Source organism: Sphingomonas jejuensis, assembly GCF_011927695.1.
GTDB lineage: Bacteria > Pseudomonadota > Alphaproteobacteria > Sphingomonadales > Sphingomonadaceae > Sphingomonas_K > Sphingomonas_K jejuensis.
On sequence record NZ_JAATJE010000002.1, the window covers coordinates 417,538 to 439,682 of the forward strand.

Consider the following 22,145-nt stretch of genomic DNA (forward strand, 5'->3'; position numbering starts at 1 on the left):
AACATAGGGCAAACGGGGCGGGCATGGCGAGCCGGGCGGCAGGCGAGGAACTGGGGTGGCGCGATGCGTTCCGCCGCGGTGTGGCACGATCGGGCGCGATGCTGGCTGCGATCGGCATCGGGCTGCTCGCGCTGGCGCTGATCGTCGCGCTGGTCAGCTACCGCTCGAGCGATCCGTCGCTCAACACCGCCGCCGGGGGGCCTGTCGGCAACCTGCTGGGTTCCACCGGCGCCTGGGTGGCGGACCTGCTGCTGCTGCTGTTCGGCCCGGCCGTGGCGCTGATGGTGCCGCTCCTGTTCATGTTCGCGCTTCGCATCTGGCGCGCGGTTCCGCCCGGCCGCTGGCGGCTGACGGTGCCGCAGGCGCTGCTGGGCATCGTGCTGGTGGGCGCCGCACTGGCGATGGTGCGTCCCGGCGCCTTTCCCGGCCTTCCCGCCGGAGTGGGCGGACTGGGCGGGCTGACGCTGGCGGGCGGCGTCGACAGCGCGGTATCGCTGATCCCGGACAGCACGGTGAGCTTCTGGACGCGGATCGCGGCCATCCTGTTCCTGTCCCTCACCGGTGCCATCCTGTGGGCGAAGAGCCTTGAACTGGATGCCGTGGAGCGCGGCTGGCTGTTCCGCCGCGGGCGGGCGGAGCGTGTCCGCGACGATGCGCCCATCCGGGTGGCGGAGCCCGCCGCCAAGCCGGCGTCCACCCGCCGGCAGGTGGCGCCCGTGGACGAGGACCGCGCGCCCCCGGTCATTGCCGACCGTCAGCCGGCGCCGGCCAGCGCCGGCCGCCGCCAGGTGCGGGAGCGGCAGTCGAAGCTCGACCTGCGCGACAACTACACCTTGCCGACGCTGGACCTGCTGAAGCCCGCGCCGCCATCGACCGGCGGCCCGATCGACAAGGCCGGGCTGGAACGCAATGCCCGCCTGCTCGAATCGGTGCTCGACGATTTCCATGTGAAGGGCGAGATCGTGGAGGTGCGGCCGGGGCCGGTCGTGACCATGTACGAGCTGGAGCCCGCCGCCGGCATCAAGGCCAGCCGCGTGGTCGCGCTGGCCGACGACATCGCCCGCAACATGTCGGCGCTGTCCGCGCGCATCGCGGTGATCCCCGGCCGCACCGTGATCGGCATCGAGCTTCCCAACCAGAAGCGCGAAGCGGTGGTGCTGCACGAACTGGTCGGGTCCGAGGCGTTCGAGGACCAGCAGGCGCAGCTGCCGCTGATCCTGGGCAAGAACATCGCCGGCGACCCGGTGATCGCCGACCTGGCGCCGATGCCGCACCTGCTGGTCGCGGGCACCACCGGATCGGGCAAGTCGGTCGGGCTCAACGCCATGATCCTGTCGCTGCTGTACCGGCTGACGCCGGACCAGTGCCGCATGATCATGATCGACCCGAAGATGCTGGAGCTGAGCATCTACGACGACATTCCCCATCTTCTGTCGCCCGTCGTGACGGAGCCCGCCAAGGCGATCCGCGCGCTGAAATGGGCGGTGGAGCAGATGGAGGAGCGCTATCGCATGATGGCGTCAGTCGGGGTCCGCAGCCTCGCCAGCTTCAACGAGAAGGTGCGCGGCGCAAAGGCCAAGGGGCAGGCGCTCGGGCGGCGCGTGCAGACCGGCTATGACGCGGACACCGGCCAGCCGCTCTACGAGGAGGAGCAGCTCTCGTTCGAGCCGTTGCCGCAGATCGTGGTGGTGGTGGACGAGCTCGCCGACCTGATGATGACGGCGGGCAAGGAGGTCGAGTTCCTGATCCAGCGGCTGGCGCAGAAGGCGCGCGCGGCGGGCATCCACCTGATCATGGCGACGCAGCGCCCGTCGGTGGACGTGATCACGGGCGTCATCAAGGCGAACCTGCCGACGCGGATCAGCTTTCAGGTCACGTCCAAGATCGATTCGCGCACCATCCTGGGCGAGCAGGGTGCCGAACAGCTGCTCGGCAAGGGCGACATGCTCTACATGCCTGGCGGCAAGCAGATCGTGCGTGTGCACGGCCCGTTCGTGTCGGACGACGAGGTGCGGGCGGTCGCCGACCATTGGCGCGGTCAGGGCACGCCGGACTATATCTCCGCCGTGACGGAGGAGCCGGCCGACGGCGGCTTCGAACTGGACGGCGCGCCCAGCGGCGATGATTCACCGGAAGATCAGCTCTACCGCAAGGCCTGCCAGGTCGCGGCGGAGAGCCAGAAGGCATCGACCAGCTATATCCAGCGGCAGCTGCGCATCGGCTATAATTCGGCCGCGCGGCTGATCGAGCGGATGGAACAGGACGGCAAGGTCAGCCGCCCCGACCATGTCGGCCGCCGCGAGGTCCTGATGGACACGGACGGCCACGCGATCTGAGCCGCGCCGCGGCGCGCGTTACCGGCAGCGATGCGCGCGGGTGCGGCGCTCAGGCGGTGCCGCCGACCGTCAGGCCGCCGATCAGCAGAGTCGGCTGGCCGACGCCAGCGGGAACGGACTGGCCGCCCTTGCCGCAGGTGCCCACCCCTTCGTCCAGCGCCGGGTCGTTGCCGATGCCCATCACCTGGGTCAGAACGCTCGGCCCGTCGCCGATCAGGGTCGCGCCCTTGATCGGTGCGCCGATCTTGCCGCCTTCGACGCGGTAGGCTTCGGTGCAGGTGAAGGTGAACTTGCCCGACACGATGTCGACCTGCCCGCCGCCGAAGCTCTTGGCGTAGATGCCGTCCCCCATGCGGGCCAGAAGCTCCGCCGGGTCGTCCTTGCCGCCCGTCATGAAGGTGTTGGTCATCCGCGGCATGGGTGCGTGGGCATAGCTTTGGCGGCGACCGTTGCCGGTCGGCTTGACGCCCATCAGCCGCGCGTTCAGCCGGTCCTGCATATAGCCCACGAGCACGCCGTCCCTGATCAGCACGGTTTCCTCGGTCGGCGTGCCTTCGTCGTCGATCGACAGCGATCCGCGACGTCCCTCGAGCGATCCGTCGTCCACCACCGTCACGCCGGGCGCGGCGACGCGGTCGCCGATGCGACCGGAAAAGGCCGACGTGCCCTTGCGGTTGAAATCGCCCTCTAGCCCGTGGCCGATTGCCTCGTGCAGCAGGATGCCGGGCCAGCCCGGCCCGAGCAGCACCGTGCGTTCGCCGGCGGGAGCGGGGACGGTATCCAGGTTGACCAGCGCCTGCGCCAGCGCCTGGTCGATGCCGCGGTTCCAGGTCTCCGGATCAAGCAGCCGGTCGTAGAGCATGCGCCCGCCAGTCCCGAAGCTGCCGGTCTCCCGTCGGCCGTTCTGTTCGACGACGATGCCGATGTTGAGGCGCACGAGCGGACGGACGTCGGTCGCGACAAAGCCGTCGGCACGCACCACCTCCACCACCGACCAGCTGCCGAGCAGACTGGCCGAGACCTGCCGCACCCGCGGATCGCGCGCGCGCGCGGCTGCATCGATCTCGCCCAGCAGCCGGACCTTGGTTTCGAACGGCACGGCCGAAAGCGGATCGGCATCGGTGTAGAGATGGCGGTTGCTTCGCCGCGGCGCGGCCGCAGGGGTGCTGCCCGACGGGTCGAGCAGCCGCATGGTTTCGGTCGCGCGCTGGATCGCCGGCGCGTCGATCGAGCTGGCATGCGCATAGGCGGTGGTGGTGCCGCTGACCCCGCGCAGGCCGAAGCCGCGGTCGACGGAGTAATCCGCCGTCTTCAACCGGCCATCGTCAAAGGCCAGGCTTTCCGCCTGGCTGTGCTGCAGGAACAGCTCGCCGTCATCGAGATGACCGATCGCGCCGCGCGCCAGCCGGAGCGCGTCGGCCGGGTCGATGTCGCGGTAGAGGAGCGACCGGGGCGCCGCGGCCGCCACCGTCAGGCGACCTCGCCCCGGTCCGCCGGCCCGCCCGCAAGAATGAAGCGGCGGTCGCAATAGCCGCAATCGACGACGCCGTCGGCGCCCATCTGCAGCCACACGCGCGGATGGCCCAGCGCGGGGGCGATATCGCCCGCGCCGTCGCAGGCGATGCGGGTCTGGTCGACACGGATGATTTCGGGTTGAGGCGCGTTCATCTGAGCGGTCCTATCAAGCGCGTGCGGTGGCAGCAATCATCCGAGCAGGTCGATGCAGTGGCCCGCAAACGCCTGCCCCGTGTCGCGCGGCGGCGGCGGCGTGCTGCCGATCCGCTGGACGCCCTGCACGACATCGATGGCGGCTGCATCAGCCATCAGCTCGGCAAGATTGGGCGGGATCGACCCTTCGGCAACGCTGCCCCGGGCGCCGGGGGCCTCCACGATCGGCGCGAGCGCGATTTCCGTGGTGCCGATCGCCAGCCGCATCGGCTCCCCGGTGCGCGACGGCGTGAACCCCGGGACCGCAACCGACAATCGCGCCGGCGTGCCGCCGCAGGTCAGCGTCAGGGAGACGGTGCCTTCCGGCTCCACCAGTTGCAGGCTGCCATCCGCGTCGCCGGGCACGATGCGCCAGCTGAGCCCCGGCACCGGCTCGGCCGGTTCAGCGGCCAGGTTGGACTGGCTTTGCGTCGCGACCTCGGCCGGGATGCCGGCAGCGTTGTTGGTGGTCACGTCGTCGCCACCGCCACAGGCGGGCAGCGCCAGCACGAGGAGGGCGGCGAGCCCGCGTGACGATCGCCGCTTGGAGCCTGCCTTCGCCACCGCTATTCCCCTTGACCCATGACCGACGTCGCCATTCAGATCGATACGCTTTCGAAAACATACAAGGGTGGAAAGCGCGCGCTGGACGGTGTGACGTTCGACGTGCCGCGCGGCCAGATCTTCGGGCTGCTGGGTCCGAACGGCGCGGGCAAGTCGACGCTGATCAACATCCTGGCCGGGCTGGTGAACCGCACCGGCGGCAGCGCGCGGATCTGGGGGTTCGACATCGGGCAGGACGCCCGCAACGCCAAGGCGTCGATCGGGATCGTGCCGCAGGAGATCCTGTTCGATCCGTTCTTCACCCCGCGCGAATCGCTGGAGATCCAGGCCGCGCTCTACGGCGTGCCGCGCGACAAGCGGCGCACCGACGAGCTGCTGGCCGCCGTTCACCTGTCCGACAAGGCGGACGCCTATGCCCGGACCCTGTCCGGCGGCATGAAGCGCCGGCTGCTCGTCGCCAAGGCGATGGTGCATTCGCCGCCCGTGCTGGTGCTGGACGAGCCCACCGCAGGGGTCGACATCGAGCTTCGCCAGCAGCTGTGGGCCTATGTGCGCGAGCTGAACGCCGCCGGAGTCACGGTGGTCCTCACCACCCACTATCTGGAGGAGGCCGAGGAACTGTGCGACCGCATCGCGATCATCAACCACGGCCGCCTGATCGCCAACGAGCCGACCCGCGCCCTGGTCGGGATGGCGCAGGAGAAAATCGTGGAGGTGACGGTGGACCGCGACATCGCGGCCGCCCCGGCCAATGCCTGCTTCGACAAGGTCCTGTTGAAGGGCAGCCGCGTGCTGGAGATCAGCTACCGCAAGGACCGGGTGAACGCGGGCGAGGTGCTGGCTGCGCTGCAGGGCGCCGGCCTGGGCATCGTCGACGTGTCCACGAAGGAGGCGGACCTGGAGGACGTCTTCCTGAACCTGACGCGCGCCGCCGCCTGACGGACACCGCCGCCTCAGCCTGAGTCGGCCACCTGCGTGAGGGCCGCAAGATCGGCGAACAGCACCGGATCGCTGTGCTGGAACCGAAAGCAGGTCCTGCCATGCCGCACGGCCCGCAGGGCGGGGGACACGGCGGCGTCCAGCCCGTCGTCGCCGTAGAGCGGCATCAGGTGATAGGCGACGCATTCCTCCTTCACGGTCACCGTTCCGAACCAGCCGAGTTCCCCCGTGCTGCCGTCGACGTCGCATGAGCGGACCACCAGCCGACCGGGCTTGTCGACCGTCACGACCTGTCGGCCGGCAGCCGCCACCATGATGGCGCGCAGATCGCTGAAGACCTCGTCGATCGGGTTCATGTCTCCCTCCGCCGAAGCATCATTGTATCAGAAGCCGGTGCGGGCGACTTGCATGGCAAGGCACGCCACCGGCGGGACGCTGTCCTCCGCCGGCGGATCATGGCAGACGGAACCGATGAACCGACGCTTCCCTCCCCCGCCCGCCGCACCGATCCCCTTCAAGCCCGACGCGACGGGCCGCAGCGGTGATGGCGTCCGGGAGCACGCACCAGCATGACGGACGCGGCGAGCGGGGCATCGTTCGACGTCGTCATCGTCGGATCGGGAGCGGCCGGGCTGACGGCGGCGCTGAACCTGGCCGAGCGCTTTCGCGTGGCGGTGCTGGCGAAGGGCGGCCTGTCCGAGGGGTCGACGGCCTGGGCCCAGGGCGGCATCGCCGCCGTTCTTGAGCCGGGCGACAGCTTCGAGGCGCATATCGAGGACACGATGATCGCCGGTGGTGGCCTCAACGACCGCGAGGTCGTGGAGCATGTCGTGTCGCGCGCACCGGCGGCGATCGAGCGGCTGGCCGAGCTGGGCGTGCCGTTCAACCTGGGCGAGAACGGCGAGCGCTGGCACCTGACGCGTGAGGGCGGGCACAGCCACAGGCGCATCGTGCATGTCGACGACGCGACCGGATGGGCGGTGCAGGCGGCGCTCGAGAAGGCCGCGGTGGCGCATCCGAACATCACGCTGCTGCCCGATCATGTCGCGATCGACCTTGCCACCGGCCGGCACGGCGAACGCTTTTCAGGCGATGGGCATGTGCGCGGCGTTTATTCCTTCAACCGCGCCACCAATCATGTCGAACTGACCACCGGGCGCGCGACCATCCTGGCGACGGGCGGAGCGGGCCGTGCCTATCTCTTCTCAACCGCGCCGCGGGGCGCCACCGGCGACGGCATCGCCATGGCGTGGCGCGCGGGCGCGCGCGTTTCCAACATGGAATTCATGCAGTTCCATCCGACCTGCCTGTACAATCTGGAGGTCAAGAACTTCCTCGTCACCGAGGCGGTGCGTGGCGAGGGCGGGCGGCTGATCAACCCGACCACGGGCAAGCGCTTCATGCCTTACTATGACGAGCGGGCGGAGCTTGCCCCGCGCGACGTGGTGGCGCGGGCGATCGACGCGGAGATCAAGCGGTTCGGCCTCGACTATGTCCATCTGGACATCAGCCACATGGACGCCGGCTTCGTGCGCGGTCATTTCCCGAACATCAACGACAAGCTGCTGGGCCTGGGCATCGACATCACCGCCCAGCCAATCCCGGTGGTTCCGGCCCAGCATTATACCTGCGGGGGCGTGGTGGTGGACCTGGAAGGGCGCACGGACCTGCCCGGCCTCTATGCGGCGGGCGAAGTCACCGAATCAGGTCTGCACGGGGCAAACCGGCTCGCCTCCAACTCGCTGCTGGAATGCTTCGTGTTCGGAGAGGCGGCGGCCGAAAGCATCAAGCAGCGCTGGGACGACCTGCCCGTGCCGCCGCCGACACGCGCCTGGGACGAAAGCCGCGTCACCGATTCCGACGAGGAAGTGGTGGTGCAGCACAACTGGCGCGAGCTTCGCCGCTTCATGTGGGATTATGTCGGCATCGTCCGCACCACCAAGCGGATGGAACGCGCGCGGCGGCGCATCGCCAACCTGCGCGCCGAGGTGGACGATTATTACGGCAACTTCCGCGTGACGCCCGACCTCATCGAACTGCGCAACCTGATCGAGGTGGCGGACCTGATCGTCCGATCCGCGCTGCACCGGCAGGAAAGCCGGGGTCTGCACTATACGCTCGACCACCCCGACATGGCGGCGGAGGCAGTCGACACCGTGCTGGTGCCCTGACGGCTCAGGCGAGGAAGCCGCGCACCGCCACCGCGAATTCACGCGGGCGGTCGAGCATCACCATGTGGCCCGCGCCTTCCACGGGCACCAGCCGCCTGTCCGGCGCCCGCGCATAGGCGGCGGCATAGGTGCGGCCCAGCCCGCGGGGATCCGCCTCGTCGCGCGGTGGCGCGGCATAGACGACGGTGAGCGGGCTCCTGAGACGAGAAAGCTGCGGCCCGAGGTCGGTGGTCGCGAGCTCGTGCAGCGCATTGGCGGTCACGTCCGGGTTGGTGGCGCCCATGCCGAACCGGCTCATCAGCTGACCGAACATCTGCCGCCCCCCGGGGGTGGCGGTGAACTGCTCCCGAAGCCGATCGAACAGGCCGTTGGATCCGCCGCTGGCAAAGCCGTAGCCGGTGGCGGGCGCGGGGAGGATGTCGACCACCATCAGCCGCCCGACCGCCGCCGGCACGCGCGTGGCAAGCATCAGGCCGATGATGCCGCCCATCGAATGGCCGATCACCGCCGGTTGCACGAGCCGCTGGACCTGGATGTAGCGGGCGATCTCCGCCGCCACCGGCCCGGCGACCGGGCCGTCGGCGTTCGCGCCCGGCGCGGTGCCACCGAAGCCGTTGATCTGGACCCGGTGGTAGCGGTGGCCGGGCACGGCGGCGACCAGGCCGTCCCACACGCTGCGCGAGCCGCCGAGGCCGTGGATCAGGATCACGTCTGGGCCCGTGCCGCGCACCTCCACCGACATCCGGTTGGAGGAAAAGGGCGCGGCGGCGGCGCTATCCGGCAGCAGCGCCCCGCACGCGACCGCGACGCCGGCGGCAGCGGCGGTCCCGATCAGGCGGCGGCGGTCGATGTTGTCTGTTGCATGCATGCGACGCATCCTGCCCGGTCGCGCTTGAACGGCAGATGATCGGTCCCGCTCGCTGGCAGGAGGGCGTGCGATCCGCTATCCGCCATCCATGCCGCACCTCTACCTCGTCGACGGATCGGGTTACATTTTCCGGGCCTATCATCGGCTGCCGCCGCTCACCAACCGGCATGGCGAGCCGGTAGGCGCGGTCTATGGCTACACCACCATGCTCTGGAAGCTCGCCGACGAGCTGCACGCCGCCGACGGCCCCACGCATATGGCGGTGATCTTCGATGCGTCGTCGAAGTCTTTCCGCAACGACATGTACGACCAGTACAAGGCGCATCGGCCGCCGCCGCCCGAGGACTTGGTGCCGCAGTTTCCGGTGATCCGCGACGCCACACGCGCCTTTTCGCTTCCGTGCCTGGAGGAGGAAGGGTTCGAGGCGGACGACCTGATCGCCTCCTATGCCAAGGCGGCACTGGCCGAGGGATGGTCGGTCACCATCGTGTCGTCGGACAAGGACCTGATGCAGCTGATCGAGCCCGGGCTCGACCTCTACGACACGATGAACAACCGCCGGCTGGGCGCCGAGCATGTGCAGGAGAAGTTCGGCGTCGGTCCGGACAAGCTGGGCGACGTGCTGGCGCTGATGGGCGACAGCGTCGACAATGTGCCCGGCGTCCCCGGCATCGGCCCCAAGCGCGCGTCCGAGCTGATCAAGCAGTTCGGCGACGTGGAAGCGGTGATCGCCGCCGCACCCGCGATGAAGCCGTCCAAGATGCGCGACAACCTGCTGGAGCATGCCGATGCCGCGCGGCTGTCGCGCGAGCTCGTGCGCCTGAAGGACGACATGGCGCTGCCGGCGCCTCTCGACGAGTTCGCGCTGCCCGACAGCGGCATCCCGGAAGCGCCGTTGCGCGCCTTCCTGGAGCATCATGGCTTCAAGTCCCTGCTGACCAAGCTGAGCCAGGTCGCGGAGCCCACCCCCGACACGCCCTCGCACCCGGTGTTGCCGCCCGATCCGCCGTGCGATCATGACGCATACCAGACGGTGCTGACGCTCGATGCGCTGGACGAGTGGATCGCCCGCGCCCGCGCGCAGGGGAGCGTCGCGCTGGACACGGAAACGGACGCGCTGGGATCGGCCAGCGCCAACCTGGTCGGGCTGAGCCTGGCGCTGGGGCCCAACCAGGCCTGCTATGTCCCGCTGGCCCACAGCGGCGGCGACCTGTTGTCGGACGTGCCGCAACAGATCGACATGGCAGAGGCGCTCGGCCGGCTGAAGCCGCTGTTCGAGGATCCCGGTGTCCTGAAGGTCGGCCACAACCTCAAATACGACCTCACCGTGCTTGCCCGCCACGGCATCGCGGTCACGCCGATCGACGATTCGATCGTCATGAGCTTCGACCTGGATGCCGGACTCCACGGGCACGGGCTGGACGAGCTTGCCGCCACCCATCTTTCGCACAGCTGCATCGCGTTCAAGGACGTGACCGGGTCGGGCAAGGCGGCGATCGGCTTCCATCAGGTCGCGCTGGACCAGGCGACGCGCTACGCCGCGGAGGACGCCGACGTCGCGTGGCGCCTGTGGCGCCGCTTCAAGGCCAGGCTGGCGCTGGAGGGAGCGACCCGCGTCTACGAACTGGTCGACCGGCCGCTGGTGCCGGTGATCGCCCGCATGGAAGGCCGCGGGATCAAGGTCGATGCGGCCAAGCTGGCGCAGCTGTCGGCCGACTTCGGAACGCAGATCGAGGCGCTGGAGGCCGAGGTGCATGCGCTTGCCGGTCAGCCCTTCACGATAGGCTCGCCCAAGCAGCTGGGCGACATTCTGTTCGAGAAGCTCGGTCTGAAGGGTGGCCGCAAGGGGAAGTCGGGCGTCTATTCGACCGATGTCAACGAGCTGGAGCGGCTGGCGGGCGAGGGCGTGCCGATCGCGCGCAAGGTGCTGGAATGGCGGCAGCTGACCAAGCTGAAGTCGACCTACACCGACTCGCTTCAGGCAGACATCAATCCGCGGACGGGCCGCGTTCACACCAGCTACTCGCTGACCGGCGCACAGACGGGGCGCCTGTCGTCGAACGACCCCAACCTGCAGAACATCCCGATCCGGACGGAGACCGGCCGTCAGATCCGCGACGCCTTCGTAGCGGAGCCGGGTCACCTCATCCTGTCCGCCGACTATTCGCAGATCGAGCTGCGGCTGGCCGCGCATTTCGCGGACGAGCCCGCGCTGAAGGCAGCCTTCGCCAACGGCGACGACATCCACGCGCTGACCGCGACAGAGCTGTTCGGCGAGGTCAACCGCGACACGCGCGGGCGTGCCAAGACCATCAACTTCGCGATCCTCTACGGCATCTCGCGCTGGGGGCTGGCTGGGCGGCTGGACGTCACCGCCGACGAGGCGCAGGCGATGATCGATCGCTATTTCGACCGTTTCCCGGGCATCAAGACCTATATCGCCGAGACGCTGACGCGCGCCCGCGACACCGGCTACACGGAGACGCTTTTCGGCCGGAAGACGCATTTCCCGCGCATCAAGTCCAAGAACCAGGCCGAGCGCGGCGGATCGGAACGCGCCGCCGTCAACGCGCCGATCCAGGGCACATCGGCCGACATCATCAAGCGCGCCATGGCCCGGATCGAACCCGCGCTTGCCGCCGGCGGCTGCACCCGGACCCACATGCTGCTGCAGGTCCACGACGAGCTCGTCTTCGAGGTCGCCGAGGATGAGGTGGAGCGCGCCACGCCCATCATCCGTGAGGTAATGGCGACGGCGGCCGAGCCCTACCTCACGCTCAACGTGCCGCTGGGCGTCGAGATCGGCACCGGTTCGAGCTGGGGCGCCGCGCATTGATCAAGGGCGATGGCGTCGCCACCCCGCAGCCGGATGCGGAGCGCGAAGGAGAGGACATCGCAACGCTGGCCAAGGGCGGCCGAACGAACGTGTTCGGGTTCGTCCTCCGGCTGACCGCGCGGCTGCCGTTCCTGTTCATCGCGGGCCGCATCTATGGCGCGGAAACGGTTGGTCGGTTCGCCTTCGCCGTGCTGATCGTCGAGCTGGCGGCGCTGGTCGCAACGCTGGGCCTGAAGCGCGGACTGGCGCAGGCGCTGGCGAAAACGGACCGTTCGCACTCGCACGTCGTGTGGGACGGCATGGCGGTCGCCTTCCTGGCATCGGCCGCCGCCACCGCGCTGCTCTTCGCCTTTCCGCAGATCATGTACCCGAACAGCGAGATCTACGGCCTCGAGCGGCTGTTGCCGCTGGTGGTGTTCGCGATCGCGTGGTCCGACATCTCGCTCGCCGCGCTCGCCTATCGCCTGAACGTCAAGGCGACCGTGTGGGCGCGGGCGGTGGTGGAGCCCTGGACGATCAGCGTGGCGGCGCTGGCGCTGTCGTTCGTGTCGACACGCGACGGCCTGATCATCTCCTATGTTCTCTCGATGATCGCGGCGCTGACGGCATCGCTGGTGCCGTTCATCCGCAGCTACGGCATTCCCTATGGCTGGAAGCCGCATGTCGCGCCGATTATCCAGCTGACGCGCGCCAACGTCCCGCTTGCCGGCGCGGACGCGCTGGAATGGGCGTCGCGCAACGTCGACAGGTTCATCCTCGGCCTGTTTTTCGGCCCGGCGATCGTCGGCGTCTACTACATGGCGCAGCAGGTGGCATCGCTGCCGCAACGGCTGAAAACCAGCTTCGACCCCATCCTTGGGCCGGTGGTGACGCAAAGCCTGGCCGAAGGCGACCGCGCGGCGGTGGCGCGGCAGGTGCGGCAGGTCGCCTACTGGATCATGACGGCACAGCTGCTGCTGGCCCTGATGGGATCGGTCCCGGGCGAGGCGGTGATGGGCGTGATCGGCCCCGCCTTCGTTTCCGGCACGGCCGCCCTCGCCTTCCTGTTGTTTGCGGAGGTGTTCGCGTCGCAGGGTGCGGTGTCGGAAAGCGCGCTCGTCTACATGGCGCGGCACCGCAACCTGATGATCTCCTCGACGATGCTGGGGATCCAGGTGGTGATGAGCATCGGTCTTATCCTGCTCGCCCGGCGGCTGGGCCTGCCGGAGACCTACGCCGCCGCCGGCCCCGCGCTCGCGCTCGCCATCACCGTCGGGATCGCGTCCTTCACCAAGGCCGCGCTGTTGAAGCACCTGACGCAGACGCCCGTCTGGGGCTTTCGCTGGGCGCTGGTCGCCGCCGGCGTGATCGCCGCCGGTGTCGGCACCTTGTTCACGCGCCTGCCCGAATGGGCCGAGCTGAGCTTCGGCCTGCCTGCGATCGTCGCCACCTATGCGGTGGTGATCTGGCGCTACGGCCTGACCGACGACGATCGGGCGCTGTTCCGCAAATCCGGCGCCCAGCCGGCGCCGATCAGTGGCGGAAGTGCCGCTGCCCGGTGAAGACCATGGCGAGGCCCGCCTCGTCCGCCGCCGCGATCACCTCATCATCCCGGATCGAGCCGCCCGGCTGGATGACGCTGGTCGCGCCGGCCTCGACCGCCGCCAGCAGCCCGTCCGCGAACGGGAAGAACGCGTCCGACGCAACCGCGGACCCGATCGTGCGCGGCCGGTCCCAGCCCGCCTTCTCGGCCGCATCCTTCGCCTTCCACGCAGCAATGCGCGCCGACTCCAGCCGGTTCATCTGGCCGGCGCCGATCCCGGCGGTGGCGCCGTCCTTGGCGTAGACGATCGCGTTTGACTTCACGTGCTTGGCGACCGTCCAGGCGAACAGCAGGTCGCGCATCTCATCGGCGGACGGCGCGCGCTTCGTGACGAGCTTGAGCTCGCCTTCCGTCACGCGGCCGAAATCGCGGCTTTGCACGAGATAGCCGCCGGCGATCGACCGCACCTGCACGCCGCGGCGCGCGGGATCGGCGATCTCGCCGGTCAGCAGCAGGCGCAGATTCTTCTTGGCGGCGAACGCCGCCAGGGCATCGTCGTCGGCATCCGGCGCCACCACCACCTCTGCGAACAGCTGGGTGATCGCCTGCGCGGTGACGCCGTCGAGCGGGCGATTGACCGCGATGATGCCGCCAAAGGCCGACACGCTGTCGCAGGCGCGCGCGGCCTCATAAGCGTCCAGCAACGTCGATGCGGTGGCGACCCCGCACGGATTTGCATGCTTCACGATCACGGCCGTGGAGTCGGCGTCGCGGAACTCCGACAGGAGCTCCAGCGCCGCGTCGGCGTCGTTGTAGTTGTTGTAGCTCAGCGCCTTGCCGCCGACCTGGCGGGCATGGGCGACGCTGCCGCGCCCGCCGCCCGATGGCAGGTAGAGCGCGGCCATCTGATGGGGATTCTCTCCGTAGCGCAACTCGCCGGCCTTCTCGGCCGACAGGAGCAGCCGCTGCGGCAGCCGCTCGCCCTGGTCGACATGCGCGAACCAGCGGGCGATCGCCGCGTCATAGGCTGCCGTCGCGGCAAAGGCCTTCGCGGCCAGCCGCTTGCGCAGGACAAGATCCGTGCTGCCGCCGGTCGCGTCGAGCGCGTCGACCAACGCCTGGTAGTCGGCCGGATCGGTCACGATGGCGACATAGGCGTGGTTCTTGGCGGCCGATCGCACCATCGACGGACCGCCGATGTCGATGTTCTCGATCACCGTGTCGCGATCGGCGCCCTTCGCCACCGTCGCCTCGAATGGATAAAGGTTCACCACCACCAGATCGATCATGCCGATGCCGTGCGCGGCGGCGGCGGCGGCGTGGGCGGCATCGTCGCGAACGGCCAGCAGCCCGCCATGGACGACCGGGTGCAGCGTCTTCACGCGCCCGTCCATCATCTCGGGAAAGCCGGTGAGATCGGAGATGTCGCGCACGTCGAGCCCGGCGTCGCGCAGCGCAGCGGCGGTGCCGCCGGTGGAAACAAGCTCGACCCCGTGGCGGGCAAGCGCCCGGCCGAGATCGACGATCCCGGTCTTGTCGGAAACGGACAGGAGGGCGCGGCGGATGGGCAGATCGGTCATGCCGGCCCGTTAGCCGAAGCGCCCGCGCTGTTGAACCCTATCCGCTGCGCTTCAGCAGCCAGGAGACATTTGTGCCGCCGGCCGGGCTCTCGCCCGTCGCCACCAGCTGGGTGGTGCCCGCCGGGTGCCCCTCGCCATCGATCCAGATGCTTTCTTCCAGCGACAGGACGGCGCCGCGCAGGCGGAACTGCCAGAGCGGCCCGCCGGCGACGCGCAGCAGCGCCCCCATGCCGTCGGCGGTGGGCGTTGCCTCCACGTCCGCGCCGAGATGGAAACGGATGGCAAAGGCGGCCGGCTTGCCACGCCCGCGCTTGGCGGCGGGAAGCAGCATGTCCTCACCCGCAAGCTCGCGCCCGTCACTCGACAAACGCAGGATGCGGCGATGGATGAGGCCGTGGCGGCGTGCATAGCCGTCATGGCTCGCCTCCAGCCGGCTCGTTCCTTCGCTTTCCTGCCGGTCGACCTCGACCTCCACCACGCCGCGGCCGAGCGCGCCGTCGCCGTGGATGGCGGTGGAGTTGGTATCGGCCAGGACCAGCGTCGAATGCGCGGCGGTGGTGCGAAGCGCGGCGGCGAGATCGTCGGGCAGGGTCAGCCCGGCGAGGCCGCCGCCCCCGCACGACACGATGATGCGGTCCGGCCCGTCCGACATCTCGAAGGCAAGGGTGGAGGCGCAGCCTCCTTCGCACAGCCGGGCGACCGGCGGCGGGGCGGCATCCACGGTGATGACGGTCGCGCCGCCCGCCAGCCGCTGGAAACCCCATTCCCTGGCCTGGCGGAGCGGCCGGGCGCGCACGCCGCTCGCTTCCACCACCTGCCGCACGCGCACGGCGGGGACGGGCAGCCCGCCCTGCCAGCTGGCAAGGCCGCCGTCGCCGTGGCACACGCCGAGCAGCGCCGGCACCGCGCGGGCAAGCGTCGCCTTCAGCGCGGGCGCCGGCTCCATGCGGACCGCATCATAGCAGGCGTCCAGCGTCGCCAGCAGGGCGACACCATCCAGCAGCCCGCCCGGGTTGCGGCACACGGCGCCGCCATCTCCCGTGAAGGCACCGGCGAGCGCGCGCTCGAGCCCTTCCTCGCCGAACTGGCGGCGGCGCTCCCCGCCCGGCAGCAGAAGCCCGGCCGCGACCACGCCCGACCAGGCAGCGACCCGCGCCATGCCGATCGGCGCACGATCGGCGCCGCGATCGAGATGACGGGCGCCGCGCGCAAAGGTGTTCAGGACCGCCGACCGGTACACCAGATCGGACGACGACAGGATGAGCGGCGCATGCGCCGCCCACATCAGGATGCGGCGCCCCCACAGGTCGTAGCGCCAGGCGAGGCCGGACACGTCCTCGGCATGCTGCGCCAGCCAGCGGCGCATGATGCCCTCAGCGATGGGCGCGCCGTCCTGCCGGGTCGCGGCGGTCGACAGGTCGCGTAGCCAGCCGAAGCCGTGGAGATGTTCGGCAAGCGCGCGGGGCACGGCGAGCTGCGCGAAATCGAGATCGGCCACCGGCACGCTGACGCCGCCGAAGCTCAGCTCGCCGGCAAGCAGCGCCTGGCCCGCATGGCGATCGCCCATCACCGGATCGCGCGGCGCCGCGAGCAGCTTCAGTGGAAAGCGGCCACGCAGGCGAAAGCTGTGGAGCGGCGTGCGCCAGGTCAGCCGGTTGAAGCCGTTGGCGATCCGCTCGAGCAGACCGCCCGAACCCTCGCCCTCGACCCGGATCAGCCGCTTGCCTTGCTCGATCCCGTCGTCGCTCGGCTGCGGTGCGCTCATCGCCCGGCCAGCCCGCGGATGTTGGCGGCGTAGGCGTCGGCCCCGCCGCGAAAGGCGGCGGTCCCGGCCACCAGCACGTCCGCACCCGCCGCGATCGAGCGGGGCGCGGTGTCGGCGGTGATGCCGCCATCGACCTGCAGCCGGATCGGCTTGCCGAGCTTGTCGATGCTTTTCCTGATCGCCTCGATCTTGCGAAGCTGGCTGTCGATGAAGCTCTGGCCGCCGAAACCGGGATTGACGCTCATCACCAGGACGAGGTCGATCTCCTCCAGCACATAATCCAGCATCTTGGCGGGCGTGGCGGGGTTGAGCGACACGCCTGCCTGCTTGCCCAAGGCCTTGATGCGCTGGATCGTGCGGTGAAGATGCGGGCCGGCTTCCGGATGGACGGTCAGGATGTCCGCGCCCGCATCCGCAAAGGCGTCAAGGAACCCGTCGACCGGCGAGATCATCAGGTGGACGTCGAGCGGCTTGGCCGTTTGGGGCCGAAGCGCCTTCACGACAGCGGGTCCGATCGTGATGTTGGGCACGAAGTGCCCGTCCATCACGTCGACATGGATCCAGTCGGCGCCGGCGGCGTCCATCGCGCGCACCTCCTGCCCCAATGCGGCGAAGTCGGCCGACAGGATCGACGGTGCGATGAGAACGGGCCCGGTCATTGGGGGCCAAGCTCTAGTGGCCCGACTCGGCACCCGCAAGCGGCCGGCGCCGAAGCCTGGCGATGAAGAAGCCGTCGAGCCCGCCCTGATCGGCGATCATCCCGGGAAGCGTGCGGACCCAGCCTTCGCCGGCAACCGGAACACCGGCCGGAAGCTCCCCGGACGCGGGCGGATGGACGGCATAGTCCGGGCGGGACGCGACAAAGGCGCGGATCTGGTCCTCCCCTTCCTCCGGCTCCATCGAGCAGGTGGCGTAGACGAGCGTCCCGCCGGGCCGGACCCAGTCGGCCGCGCGCGCCAGCATCGCCGCTTGGCCCGCGGCCAGATCGGCGATCGCGCGCGGCTGGACACGGTGGAGCACGTCCGGATGGCGCCGGAACACGCCGGTTGCGCTGCACGGCGCATCCAGGAGCACGGCGGCAGCCGGTTCGGGCGGGTTCCAGCGGAGGATGTCGGCCTCGACCAGGTCGGCCCGCAGGCCGGTGCGCGCCAGATTCTCGCCGAGCCGCTTAAGGCGCGATGCCGATCCGTCGACCGCCGTCACCCGCCACCCGGCGGCGGCGAGCTGCATGGCCTTGCCACCGGGCGCCGCGCAGAGATCGAGGACATGCTCGCCCGCGCCTTCGCCGAGCAACCGCGCCGGGATGGAGGCGGCGAGATCCTGAACCCACCAGCCCCCCTGGTCGAAGCCGGGCAGATCGGTGACGGTGCCGGACGGCAGGCGCCGGTGGCGGGGGGCGAACGCGACCCCGTCGGGGGCGACGACATCCTCCCGCGCCAGACTGAGGTCCAGCGGCGGCGGAGCCGCGATCGCCACTGCGGCAGCCGCCACCACGTCGGGGCCCCACGATCGCCGCCACCGGTCGGCGACGGTCGGCGGCAGCGTCGGATGTGCCGGCAAGGTCACGCCGCGGCGCATCAGCGTGCCGAAGACGCCATGCACCAGCCGCTTGGGCCCGCCGTCCAGCAGCGGGAGTATTGTGGCGATGGCGGCGTGCGGCGGCGTGCCGAGCACCAGCGGCTGCACAAGCGCGAGCCGGAGCGCCATGCGCGCCTTTGCGTCGTCAGCCAGCCGGTTGCGGGTCGCGCTGTCGATCAGCGCGTCGAGGTCGGGCAGTCGGCGCAGCACCTCGCCGGCGATGGCGAGCGCGAGCGCCTGATCCTGGCGATCCGCCACGTCGCGGGTGGCGGCGGACCTGGCCGCGTCGATCGGAAGGCCGCGCCGCAGCACGGCGTCCAGCAGGCGCAGCGCCGCGCGCCGGGCGGGAAGTCCGGGCGTTCCCGCATCGCTCATCGTGCCATGTCCTGCCCTTGAACCCCTTGCACCGCGTCACGACAGTGGTGGCGCAGAGCGCAACCTTTGGAGGCCATCATGTCAGGTCGTCGTCCCGCCCATCTGGATCCGCCCGCCGATCTGTCGAAAAGCCCGCCGGTGCCGAAGCCGGAGCCGCTGGTCCGGCCGAGCGACGATCCGCTGGGGATGGACCCGGTGCGCTATGGCGATTGGGAGCGCAAGGGCATCGCGGTCGACTTCTAGAGCGGTCATCATGCTTCCGCCCGAAGCGGGCGGGACAACAGCGTGCGGATGACATCGGCGGCCTGCGCGCCGGCCAGGAGGTCGCAGACCGCCGCGGTCACTGGCATGTCGATGCCGGCCTCATCGGCCGCCGCCCGCAGAACCGGCGCGGTGAACGCACCCTCCGCAACGGTGCGGCGGTCGCCCAGCAGCTCGGCCGCCGTCCGCCCTTCGCCGATGCCGAAGCCGAGTGCGAAGTTGCGCGACCGCTGCGACGAGCAGGTGAGCACCAGGTCTCCCAGCCCGGACAGGCCAGCGATCGTGCTTTCGCGGGCGCCGCGTGCCCGGCCGAAGCGGCTCATTTCGGCAAAGCCGCGCGCGATCAGCGACGCGCGGCCATTCTCGCCAAGCCGGGCGCCGGCCACCACGCCGCATGCGATGGCGAGCACGTTCTTCACCGCGCCGCCGATCTCCGCCCCGACGACATCGTCGGACAGGTAGGGGCGGAAGGTCGGGCGGGCGATGCGCTGCACCAGCCGCTCGCCAAGCGCAGGATCGGCGCAGGCAAGCGTCACCGCAGTGGGCAGGCCGGCGGCGACCTCGTGCGCGAAGGTGGGTCCGGACAGCACAGCGATAGGGGAGCGCGGCCGGGCGGCCGGTGCGACCTCCGACATCAGCCGCCTTGTGCCAGCCTCGATGCCCTTGCAGCACAGGATCAGCGGCTGGTCGCCGGCGGGCGCGGTTCGCAGCACCTCGCCCATCGCCTGGGCGGGTGTCACCACCAGCCAGGCCTCCGCCGCGGCGAGATCGCCGATGCGGCTGGTCGCGCGAACGGACGGCGACAGCGTGATCCCGGGCAGATAGGCGGGGTTGGTCGCGCTGTCGTTGATGGTGTCGGCAACCGCGGGATCGCGCGCCCACAGCACCACATCCTCGCCGTTGCTGGCCATCGCCTGCGCCAGGGCAGTGCCCCAGGCGCCGGCGCCGATCACGCCGATCATGCCTTCACTCCCGCGCCGCGGGCGGGTGCCGCTTCCGGATCGAGCGGCCACCGCGCGCGTGCCGGCACGTCCAGATCATCCAGCATGCCGGCGGCAAGACGCTCCGCACCCGCCCAGGCGATCATCGCGGCGTTGTCGGTGCAGAGCCACAGCGGCGGTGCCACGAAGGGAAGGGCATGGTCGGTCGCAAGCCGTTCCAGCGCTTCCCTGATCGCGCCGTTCGCGGCCACGCCCCCGGCGACCACAAGGGCGGTGACCCCGTCACTGGCATCCAGCGCACGGCGTGTGCGATCGACCAGACAGTCCACCACCGCCTGCTGGAACGACGCGGCGATGTCGGCCGTGCCGAAGTCGCCCGACTGCGCGGCGCGCGCGACCGCGCTCTTCAGGCCGGCGAAGGAGAAATGCGGATCGGCCGTCCCGACCAGCGGGCGCGGCAGCGGCACCGCGCGCGGGTCGCCACCCGCCGCGGCACGTTCCACCGCCGGGCCGCCGGGGAAACCCAGCCCGAGGAGCTTGGCCGTCTTGTCGAACGCTTCGCCGGCGGCATCGTCAATGGTGGTGGCGAGCCGGCGATAGCGGCCGACGCCGTCCACCCGCAGCAACTGGCAATGGCCGCCGGACACCAGCAGCAGCAGATAGGGGAAGTCCAGCGAGCGGTCGTGGAGACGGACGGACAGCGCATGGCCTTCGAGATGGTTGACCGCGATCAGCGGCTTGTCCGCCGCCATCGCCAGCGCCTTGCTGGTCACCAGCCCGACCATGACGCCGCCGATCAGCCCCGGCCCCGCCGTCGCGGCGACCGCATCCACGTCGGCCAGGGCGATGCCGGCATCGGCCAGCGCGGCCCCGACCAGCGGTGCGAGCACCTCGACATGCGCGCGTGCCGCGATCTCCGGCACCACGCCGCCGAAGGGGCGGTGCTCGCTCTCCTGACCGGCAAGCCTGTGGGCGAGCACGCGGCCATCTCCTGTCACAACCGCAGCGGCGGTTTCGTCGCAACTCGATTCGATTCCGAGGATCAGCGTCATGCGCCGCGGCTCTAGCGCATTTGTCATGGCACACACATGCCCCTAAGCGACCGCCACGATGGTTGCCCTTCCCCTTCGGCTCGGCACGCGCGGATCGCCGCTTGCACTCACCCAGGCGCGCATGGTGCGCGCCGCCTTGTGCGCCGCGCATGGCTGGCCGGACGATGCCGTCATCATCGTCCCCGTGTCGACCAGCGGCGACCGCATCCAGGATCGCGCGCTCGCCGAGGTGGGCGGAAAGGCGCTGTGGACCAAGGAACTCGACCGGGCGCTGTGCGAGCGGTCGATCGACTTGGCGGTTCACAGCATGAAGGACGTGGAAACGGTCCGCCCGGTTGAGATCGCGATCGCCGCCGTGCTGCCCCGCGCCGACGTGCGGGACCGGTTGATCGGCGCGCCCTCCTTCGATGCGCTGCGCAAGGGCGCCGTCGTCGGCACCAGCGCGCCGCGCCGCGCCGCCCAGCTGCTGCGGATGCGGCCCGACTTCCGGATCGTGCTGTTCCGCGGCAACGTCGGGACGCGGCTGGCCAAGCTGGAGGTCGGGGAGGCCGATGCGACGCTGCTGGCGGCAGCGGGGCTCGAACGGCTAGGGCGCGACGACGTCGGATCGCCGATCCCGGTGGACATGATGCTTCCCGCGCCCGCGCAGGGCGCCGTCGGCGTGGAGGTGCGCGCGGAGGACGCTGCCGTTCGCGACGCCGTTTCGGCCATAAACCACCACCCGACCCGTCAGGCGGTGCGGACGGAACGTGCGCTGCTCTACGCGCTTGGCGCCGATTGCCGTTCCCCGGTGGCGGCGCTTGCGACCATGGAGGGTGGCGGCATCCGCCTGCGCGCCGAAATCCTGACCAACGACGGCAGCCTCCACCTCGCACGGGAAGCGACCCTGGCCGCTCCGGAGGACGCAGCCTCGCTGGCGGCGGACATGCTGGCCGAGGCACCGGCGCCGCTGCGGTCGCTGTTCGCGGCATGACCCCGATCCTGGTGCTGCGGCCGCAGCCCGGGGCGGATGCGACGGCCGCGCGCATCCGCGCACGCGGCCTGCCGGTGGTGGTCACCCCCCTGTTCGCGCGGGTTCCGCTTGCCTGGACCCCGCCCCCGCCCGACGCGGTGGATCACCTGCTCGTCACCAGCGCGGCCGTATTCGACCATGGCGGTGCGGGGCTTGCCGCTTTCCGTCAGCTGCCGCTGGTGGCGGTGGGCGGCGCGACGGCAGCGGCCGCGCGCGCGGCCGGCTTCACCCATGTCGCCTTTATGGAAGGCGGCGACGTGCATGCGGCAGCTGCGCTGCTGGCGCGGCGCGGCGCCCGGCGCGTGCTGCACCTGGCAGGCGCCGACCGGATGGAGGCGGACGTGCCGGACGCAACGGTGATGCCGATCGCGGTCTATGCGTCGCGCCCGGCCCCGCCCCCCGACAGTTTCACCCGTGCGCTGGTCGGGCCCGCGATCGCACTGGTCCATTCGGCGCGGGCGGGCGCGCGGCTCGGTGCGCTTGTGACGGACCGCGACCACCTTTCGATCGTCGCGATCAGCGCGGCGGCGGCGCGCGCGGCGGGCGATGGCTGGCGCGCGGTCTCGGTCGCCGCGGCGCCAACGGACGCGGCAATGGTCGAACAGGCAGCGGCGCTTGTGCACGCGGGTTGAGCCTGC

The 22,145-nt window shown here is 70.5% G+C and carries 19 protein-coding genes; 8 read left to right on the plus strand and 11 right to left on the minus strand.

The features are described 5' to 3' along the window. Positions 1-23 precede the first annotated feature (23 nt). Positions 24-2,336: an FtsK/SpoIIIE family DNA translocase gene (locus tag GGR88_RS11635; protein WP_167955164.1), complete on the plus strand. Its 2,313-nt coding sequence runs from the start codon at positions 24-26 to the stop codon at positions 2,334-2,336. A gap of 49 nt (positions 2,337-2,385) precedes the next feature. Here the strand turns inward: GGR88_RS11635 and tldD are convergent, their stop codons facing one another. The 3 genes from tldD to GGR88_RS11650 are packed head-to-tail and all read right to left on the minus strand — an operon-like array spanning position 2,386 to position 4,607. Then, positions 2,386-3,804: a metalloprotease TldD gene (gene tldD, locus GGR88_RS11640; RefSeq protein WP_425338483.1), complete on the minus strand. Its 1,419-nt coding sequence runs from the start codon at positions 3,802-3,804 to the stop codon at positions 2,386-2,388. Positions 3,805-3,806: 2 nt separating this feature from the next. Then, positions 3,807-4,004 (minus strand): zinc-finger domain-containing protein, encoded by a 198-nt coding sequence (locus GGR88_RS11645; RefSeq protein ID WP_167955166.1) that lies wholly within the window; start codon positions 4,002-4,004, stop codon positions 3,807-3,809. Between the two features lie 36 nt (positions 4,005-4,040). Then, the gene (locus GGR88_RS11650) at positions 4,041-4,607 is read right to left on the minus strand and encodes a hypothetical protein (RefSeq protein WP_167955169.1); all 567 of its coding nucleotides are present in this window, start codon (positions 4,605-4,607) and stop codon (positions 4,041-4,043) included. Positions 4,608-4,625: 18 nt separating this feature from the next. Here GGR88_RS11650 and GGR88_RS11655 point away from each other — a divergent pair, with 18 nt between their 5' ends. Continuing rightward, complete coding sequence (locus GGR88_RS11655) at positions 4,626-5,546, plus strand: ABC transporter ATP-binding protein (protein ID WP_167955171.1); 921 nt, start codon at positions 4,626-4,628, stop codon at positions 5,544-5,546. Positions 5,547-5,560: 14 nt separating this feature from the next. Here the strand turns inward: GGR88_RS11655 and GGR88_RS11660 are convergent, their stop codons facing one another. Further along, positions 5,561-5,902 (minus strand): hypothetical protein, encoded by a 342-nt coding sequence (locus tag GGR88_RS11660; RefSeq protein WP_167955173.1) that lies wholly within the window; start codon positions 5,900-5,902, stop codon positions 5,561-5,563. Positions 5,903-6,115: 213 nt separating this feature from the next. Between GGR88_RS11660 and nadB the strand changes: the two genes are divergently transcribed. Further along, the gene (gene nadB, locus GGR88_RS11665) at positions 6,116-7,717 is read left to right on the plus strand and encodes an L-aspartate oxidase (protein ID WP_167955175.1); all 1,602 of its coding nucleotides are present in this window, start codon (positions 6,116-6,118) and stop codon (positions 7,715-7,717) included. 4 nt (positions 7,718-7,721) lie between these two features. Here the strand turns inward: nadB and GGR88_RS11670 are convergent, their stop codons facing one another. Then, positions 7,722-8,585 carry an alpha/beta fold hydrolase gene (locus GGR88_RS11670; protein WP_167955177.1) on the minus strand — a complete coding sequence of 288 codons (864 nt, stop codon included), beginning with the start codon at positions 8,583-8,585 and terminating at the stop codon, positions 7,722-7,724. An 88-nt stretch (positions 8,586-8,673) separates the two neighbouring features. On the opposite strand from GGR88_RS11670, the gene polA reads away from it, so the two are divergent. Next, positions 8,674-11,421 (plus strand): DNA polymerase I, encoded by a 2,748-nt coding sequence (gene polA, locus GGR88_RS11675; protein ID WP_167955179.1) that lies wholly within the window; start codon positions 8,674-8,676, stop codon positions 11,419-11,421. After that, a complete protein-coding gene (locus GGR88_RS11680) occupies positions 11,418-12,962 on the plus strand; it encodes a lipopolysaccharide biosynthesis protein (RefSeq protein ID WP_209023384.1) in 1,545 nt (514 codons plus the stop codon). Before polA ends, GGR88_RS11680 begins: the two co-directional genes overlap by 4 nt. Here GGR88_RS11680 and purH read toward each other — a convergent pair. From purH to GGR88_RS11700, 4 genes are read right to left on the minus strand one after another with little or no spacing between them, the layout of a single operon-like run. After that, complete coding sequence (purH, locus tag GGR88_RS11685) at positions 12,934-14,523, minus strand: bifunctional phosphoribosylaminoimidazolecarboxamide formyltransferase/IMP cyclohydrolase (protein WP_167955181.1); 1,590 nt, start codon at positions 14,521-14,523, stop codon at positions 12,934-12,936. The genes GGR88_RS11680 and purH overlap by 29 nt on opposite strands. Positions 14,524-14,560: 37 nt before the next feature. After that, positions 14,561-16,288 (minus strand): heparinase II/III family protein, encoded by a 1,728-nt coding sequence (locus GGR88_RS11690; protein WP_167955183.1) that lies wholly within the window; start codon positions 16,286-16,288, stop codon positions 14,561-14,563. Further along, positions 16,285-16,947, minus strand: coding sequence for a ribulose-phosphate 3-epimerase (rpe, locus tag GGR88_RS11695; RefSeq protein ID WP_167955185.1), 663 nt, complete (start codon positions 16,945-16,947; stop codon positions 16,285-16,287). The genes GGR88_RS11690 and rpe overlap by 4 nt, the downstream gene beginning before the upstream one ends. A gap of 13 nt (positions 16,948-16,960) precedes the next feature. Next, a complete protein-coding gene (locus tag GGR88_RS11700; protein WP_167955187.1) occupies positions 16,961-18,241 on the minus strand; it encodes an RsmB/NOP family class I SAM-dependent RNA methyltransferase in 1,281 nt (426 codons plus the stop codon). 78 nt (positions 18,242-18,319) lie between these two features. On the opposite strand from GGR88_RS11700, the gene GGR88_RS11705 reads away from it, so the two are divergent. Continuing rightward, positions 18,320-18,484, plus strand: a complete 165-nt coding sequence (locus tag GGR88_RS11705; RefSeq protein ID WP_167955189.1) for a DUF1674 domain-containing protein — start codon at positions 18,320-18,322, stop codon at positions 18,482-18,484. 8 nt (positions 18,485-18,492) lie between these two features. On the opposite strand, the gene GGR88_RS11710 is transcribed toward GGR88_RS11705, so the two are convergent. Together GGR88_RS11710 and tsaD are read right to left on the minus strand one after the other, a co-directional pair. After that, the gene (locus tag GGR88_RS11710; RefSeq protein WP_167955191.1) at positions 18,493-19,464 is read right to left on the minus strand and encodes an NAD(P)H-dependent glycerol-3-phosphate dehydrogenase; all 972 of its coding nucleotides are present in this window, start codon (positions 19,462-19,464) and stop codon (positions 18,493-18,495) included. Then, positions 19,461-20,495, minus strand: a complete 1,035-nt coding sequence (gene tsaD / locus GGR88_RS11715) for a tRNA (adenosine(37)-N6)-threonylcarbamoyltransferase complex transferase subunit TsaD (RefSeq protein ID WP_167955193.1) — start codon at positions 20,493-20,495, stop codon at positions 19,461-19,463. The genes GGR88_RS11710 and tsaD overlap by 4 nt, the downstream gene beginning before the upstream one ends. A gap of 58 nt (positions 20,496-20,553) precedes the next feature. Here tsaD and hemC point away from each other — a divergent pair, with 58 nt between their 5' ends. Next, entirely contained in the window at positions 20,554-21,468 is a 915-nt protein-coding gene (gene hemC / locus GGR88_RS11720) for a hydroxymethylbilane synthase (RefSeq protein WP_167955195.1), read from the plus strand. Then, positions 21,465-22,139, plus strand: coding sequence for a uroporphyrinogen-III synthase (locus tag GGR88_RS11725; RefSeq protein ID WP_167955197.1), 675 nt, complete (start codon positions 21,465-21,467; stop codon positions 22,137-22,139). The genes hemC and GGR88_RS11725 overlap by 4 nt, the downstream gene beginning before the upstream one ends. Positions 22,140-22,145: the final 6 nt, after the last annotated feature.

Excerpts from the sequence above, each read along its gene's own strand:
- GGR88_RS11705 (WP_167955189.1), top strand. The coding sequence starts at position 18,320 with ATGTCAGGTCGTCGTCCCGCCCATCTGGATCCGCCCGCCGATCTGTCG.
- tsaD (WP_167955193.1), bottom strand. The coding sequence starts at position 20,495 with ATGACGCTGATCCTCGGAATCGAATCGAGTTGCGACGAAACCGCCGCT.
- GGR88_RS11710 (WP_167955191.1), bottom strand. The coding sequence starts at position 19,464 with ATGATCGGCGTGATCGGCGCCGGCGCCTGGGGCACTGCCCTGGCGCAG.
- GGR88_RS11660 (WP_167955173.1), bottom strand. The coding sequence starts at position 5,902 with ATGAACCCGATCGACGAGGTCTTCAGCGATCTGCGCGCCATCATGGTG.
- purH (WP_167955181.1), bottom strand. The coding sequence starts at position 14,523 with ATGACCGATCTGCCCATCCGCCGCGCCCTCCTGTCCGTTTCCGACAAG.
- GGR88_RS11725 (WP_167955197.1), top strand. The coding sequence starts at position 21,465 with ATGACCCCGATCCTGGTGCTGCGGCCGCAGCCCGGGGCGGATGCGACG.
- polA (WP_167955179.1), top strand. The coding sequence starts at position 8,674 with ATGCCGCACCTCTACCTCGTCGACGGATCGGGTTACATTTTCCGGGCC.
- hemC (WP_167955195.1), top strand. The coding sequence starts at position 20,554 with ATGGTTGCCCTTCCCCTTCGGCTCGGCACGCGCGGATCGCCGCTTGCA.
- nadB (WP_167955175.1), top strand. The coding sequence starts at position 6,116 with ATGACGGACGCGGCGAGCGGGGCATCGTTCGACGTCGTCATCGTCGGA.
- GGR88_RS11645 (WP_167955166.1), bottom strand. The coding sequence starts at position 4,004 with ATGAACGCGCCTCAACCCGAAATCATCCGTGTCGACCAGACCCGCATC.
- GGR88_RS11670 (WP_167955177.1), bottom strand. The coding sequence starts at position 8,585 with ATGCATGCAACAGACAACATCGACCGCCGCCGCCTGATCGGGACCGCC.
- GGR88_RS11635 (WP_167955164.1), top strand. The coding sequence starts at position 24 with ATGGCGAGCCGGGCGGCAGGCGAGGAACTGGGGTGGCGCGATGCGTTC.
- GGR88_RS11700 (WP_167955187.1), bottom strand. The coding sequence starts at position 18,241 with ATGAGCGATGCGGGAACGCCCGGACTTCCCGCCCGGCGCGCGGCGCTG.
- GGR88_RS11655 (WP_167955171.1), top strand. The coding sequence starts at position 4,626 with ATGACCGACGTCGCCATTCAGATCGATACGCTTTCGAAAACATACAAG.
- GGR88_RS11690 (WP_167955183.1), bottom strand. The coding sequence starts at position 16,288 with ATGAGCGCACCGCAGCCGAGCGACGACGGGATCGAGCAAGGCAAGCGG.
- rpe (WP_167955185.1), bottom strand. The coding sequence starts at position 16,947 with ATGACCGGGCCCGTTCTCATCGCACCGTCGATCCTGTCGGCCGACTTC.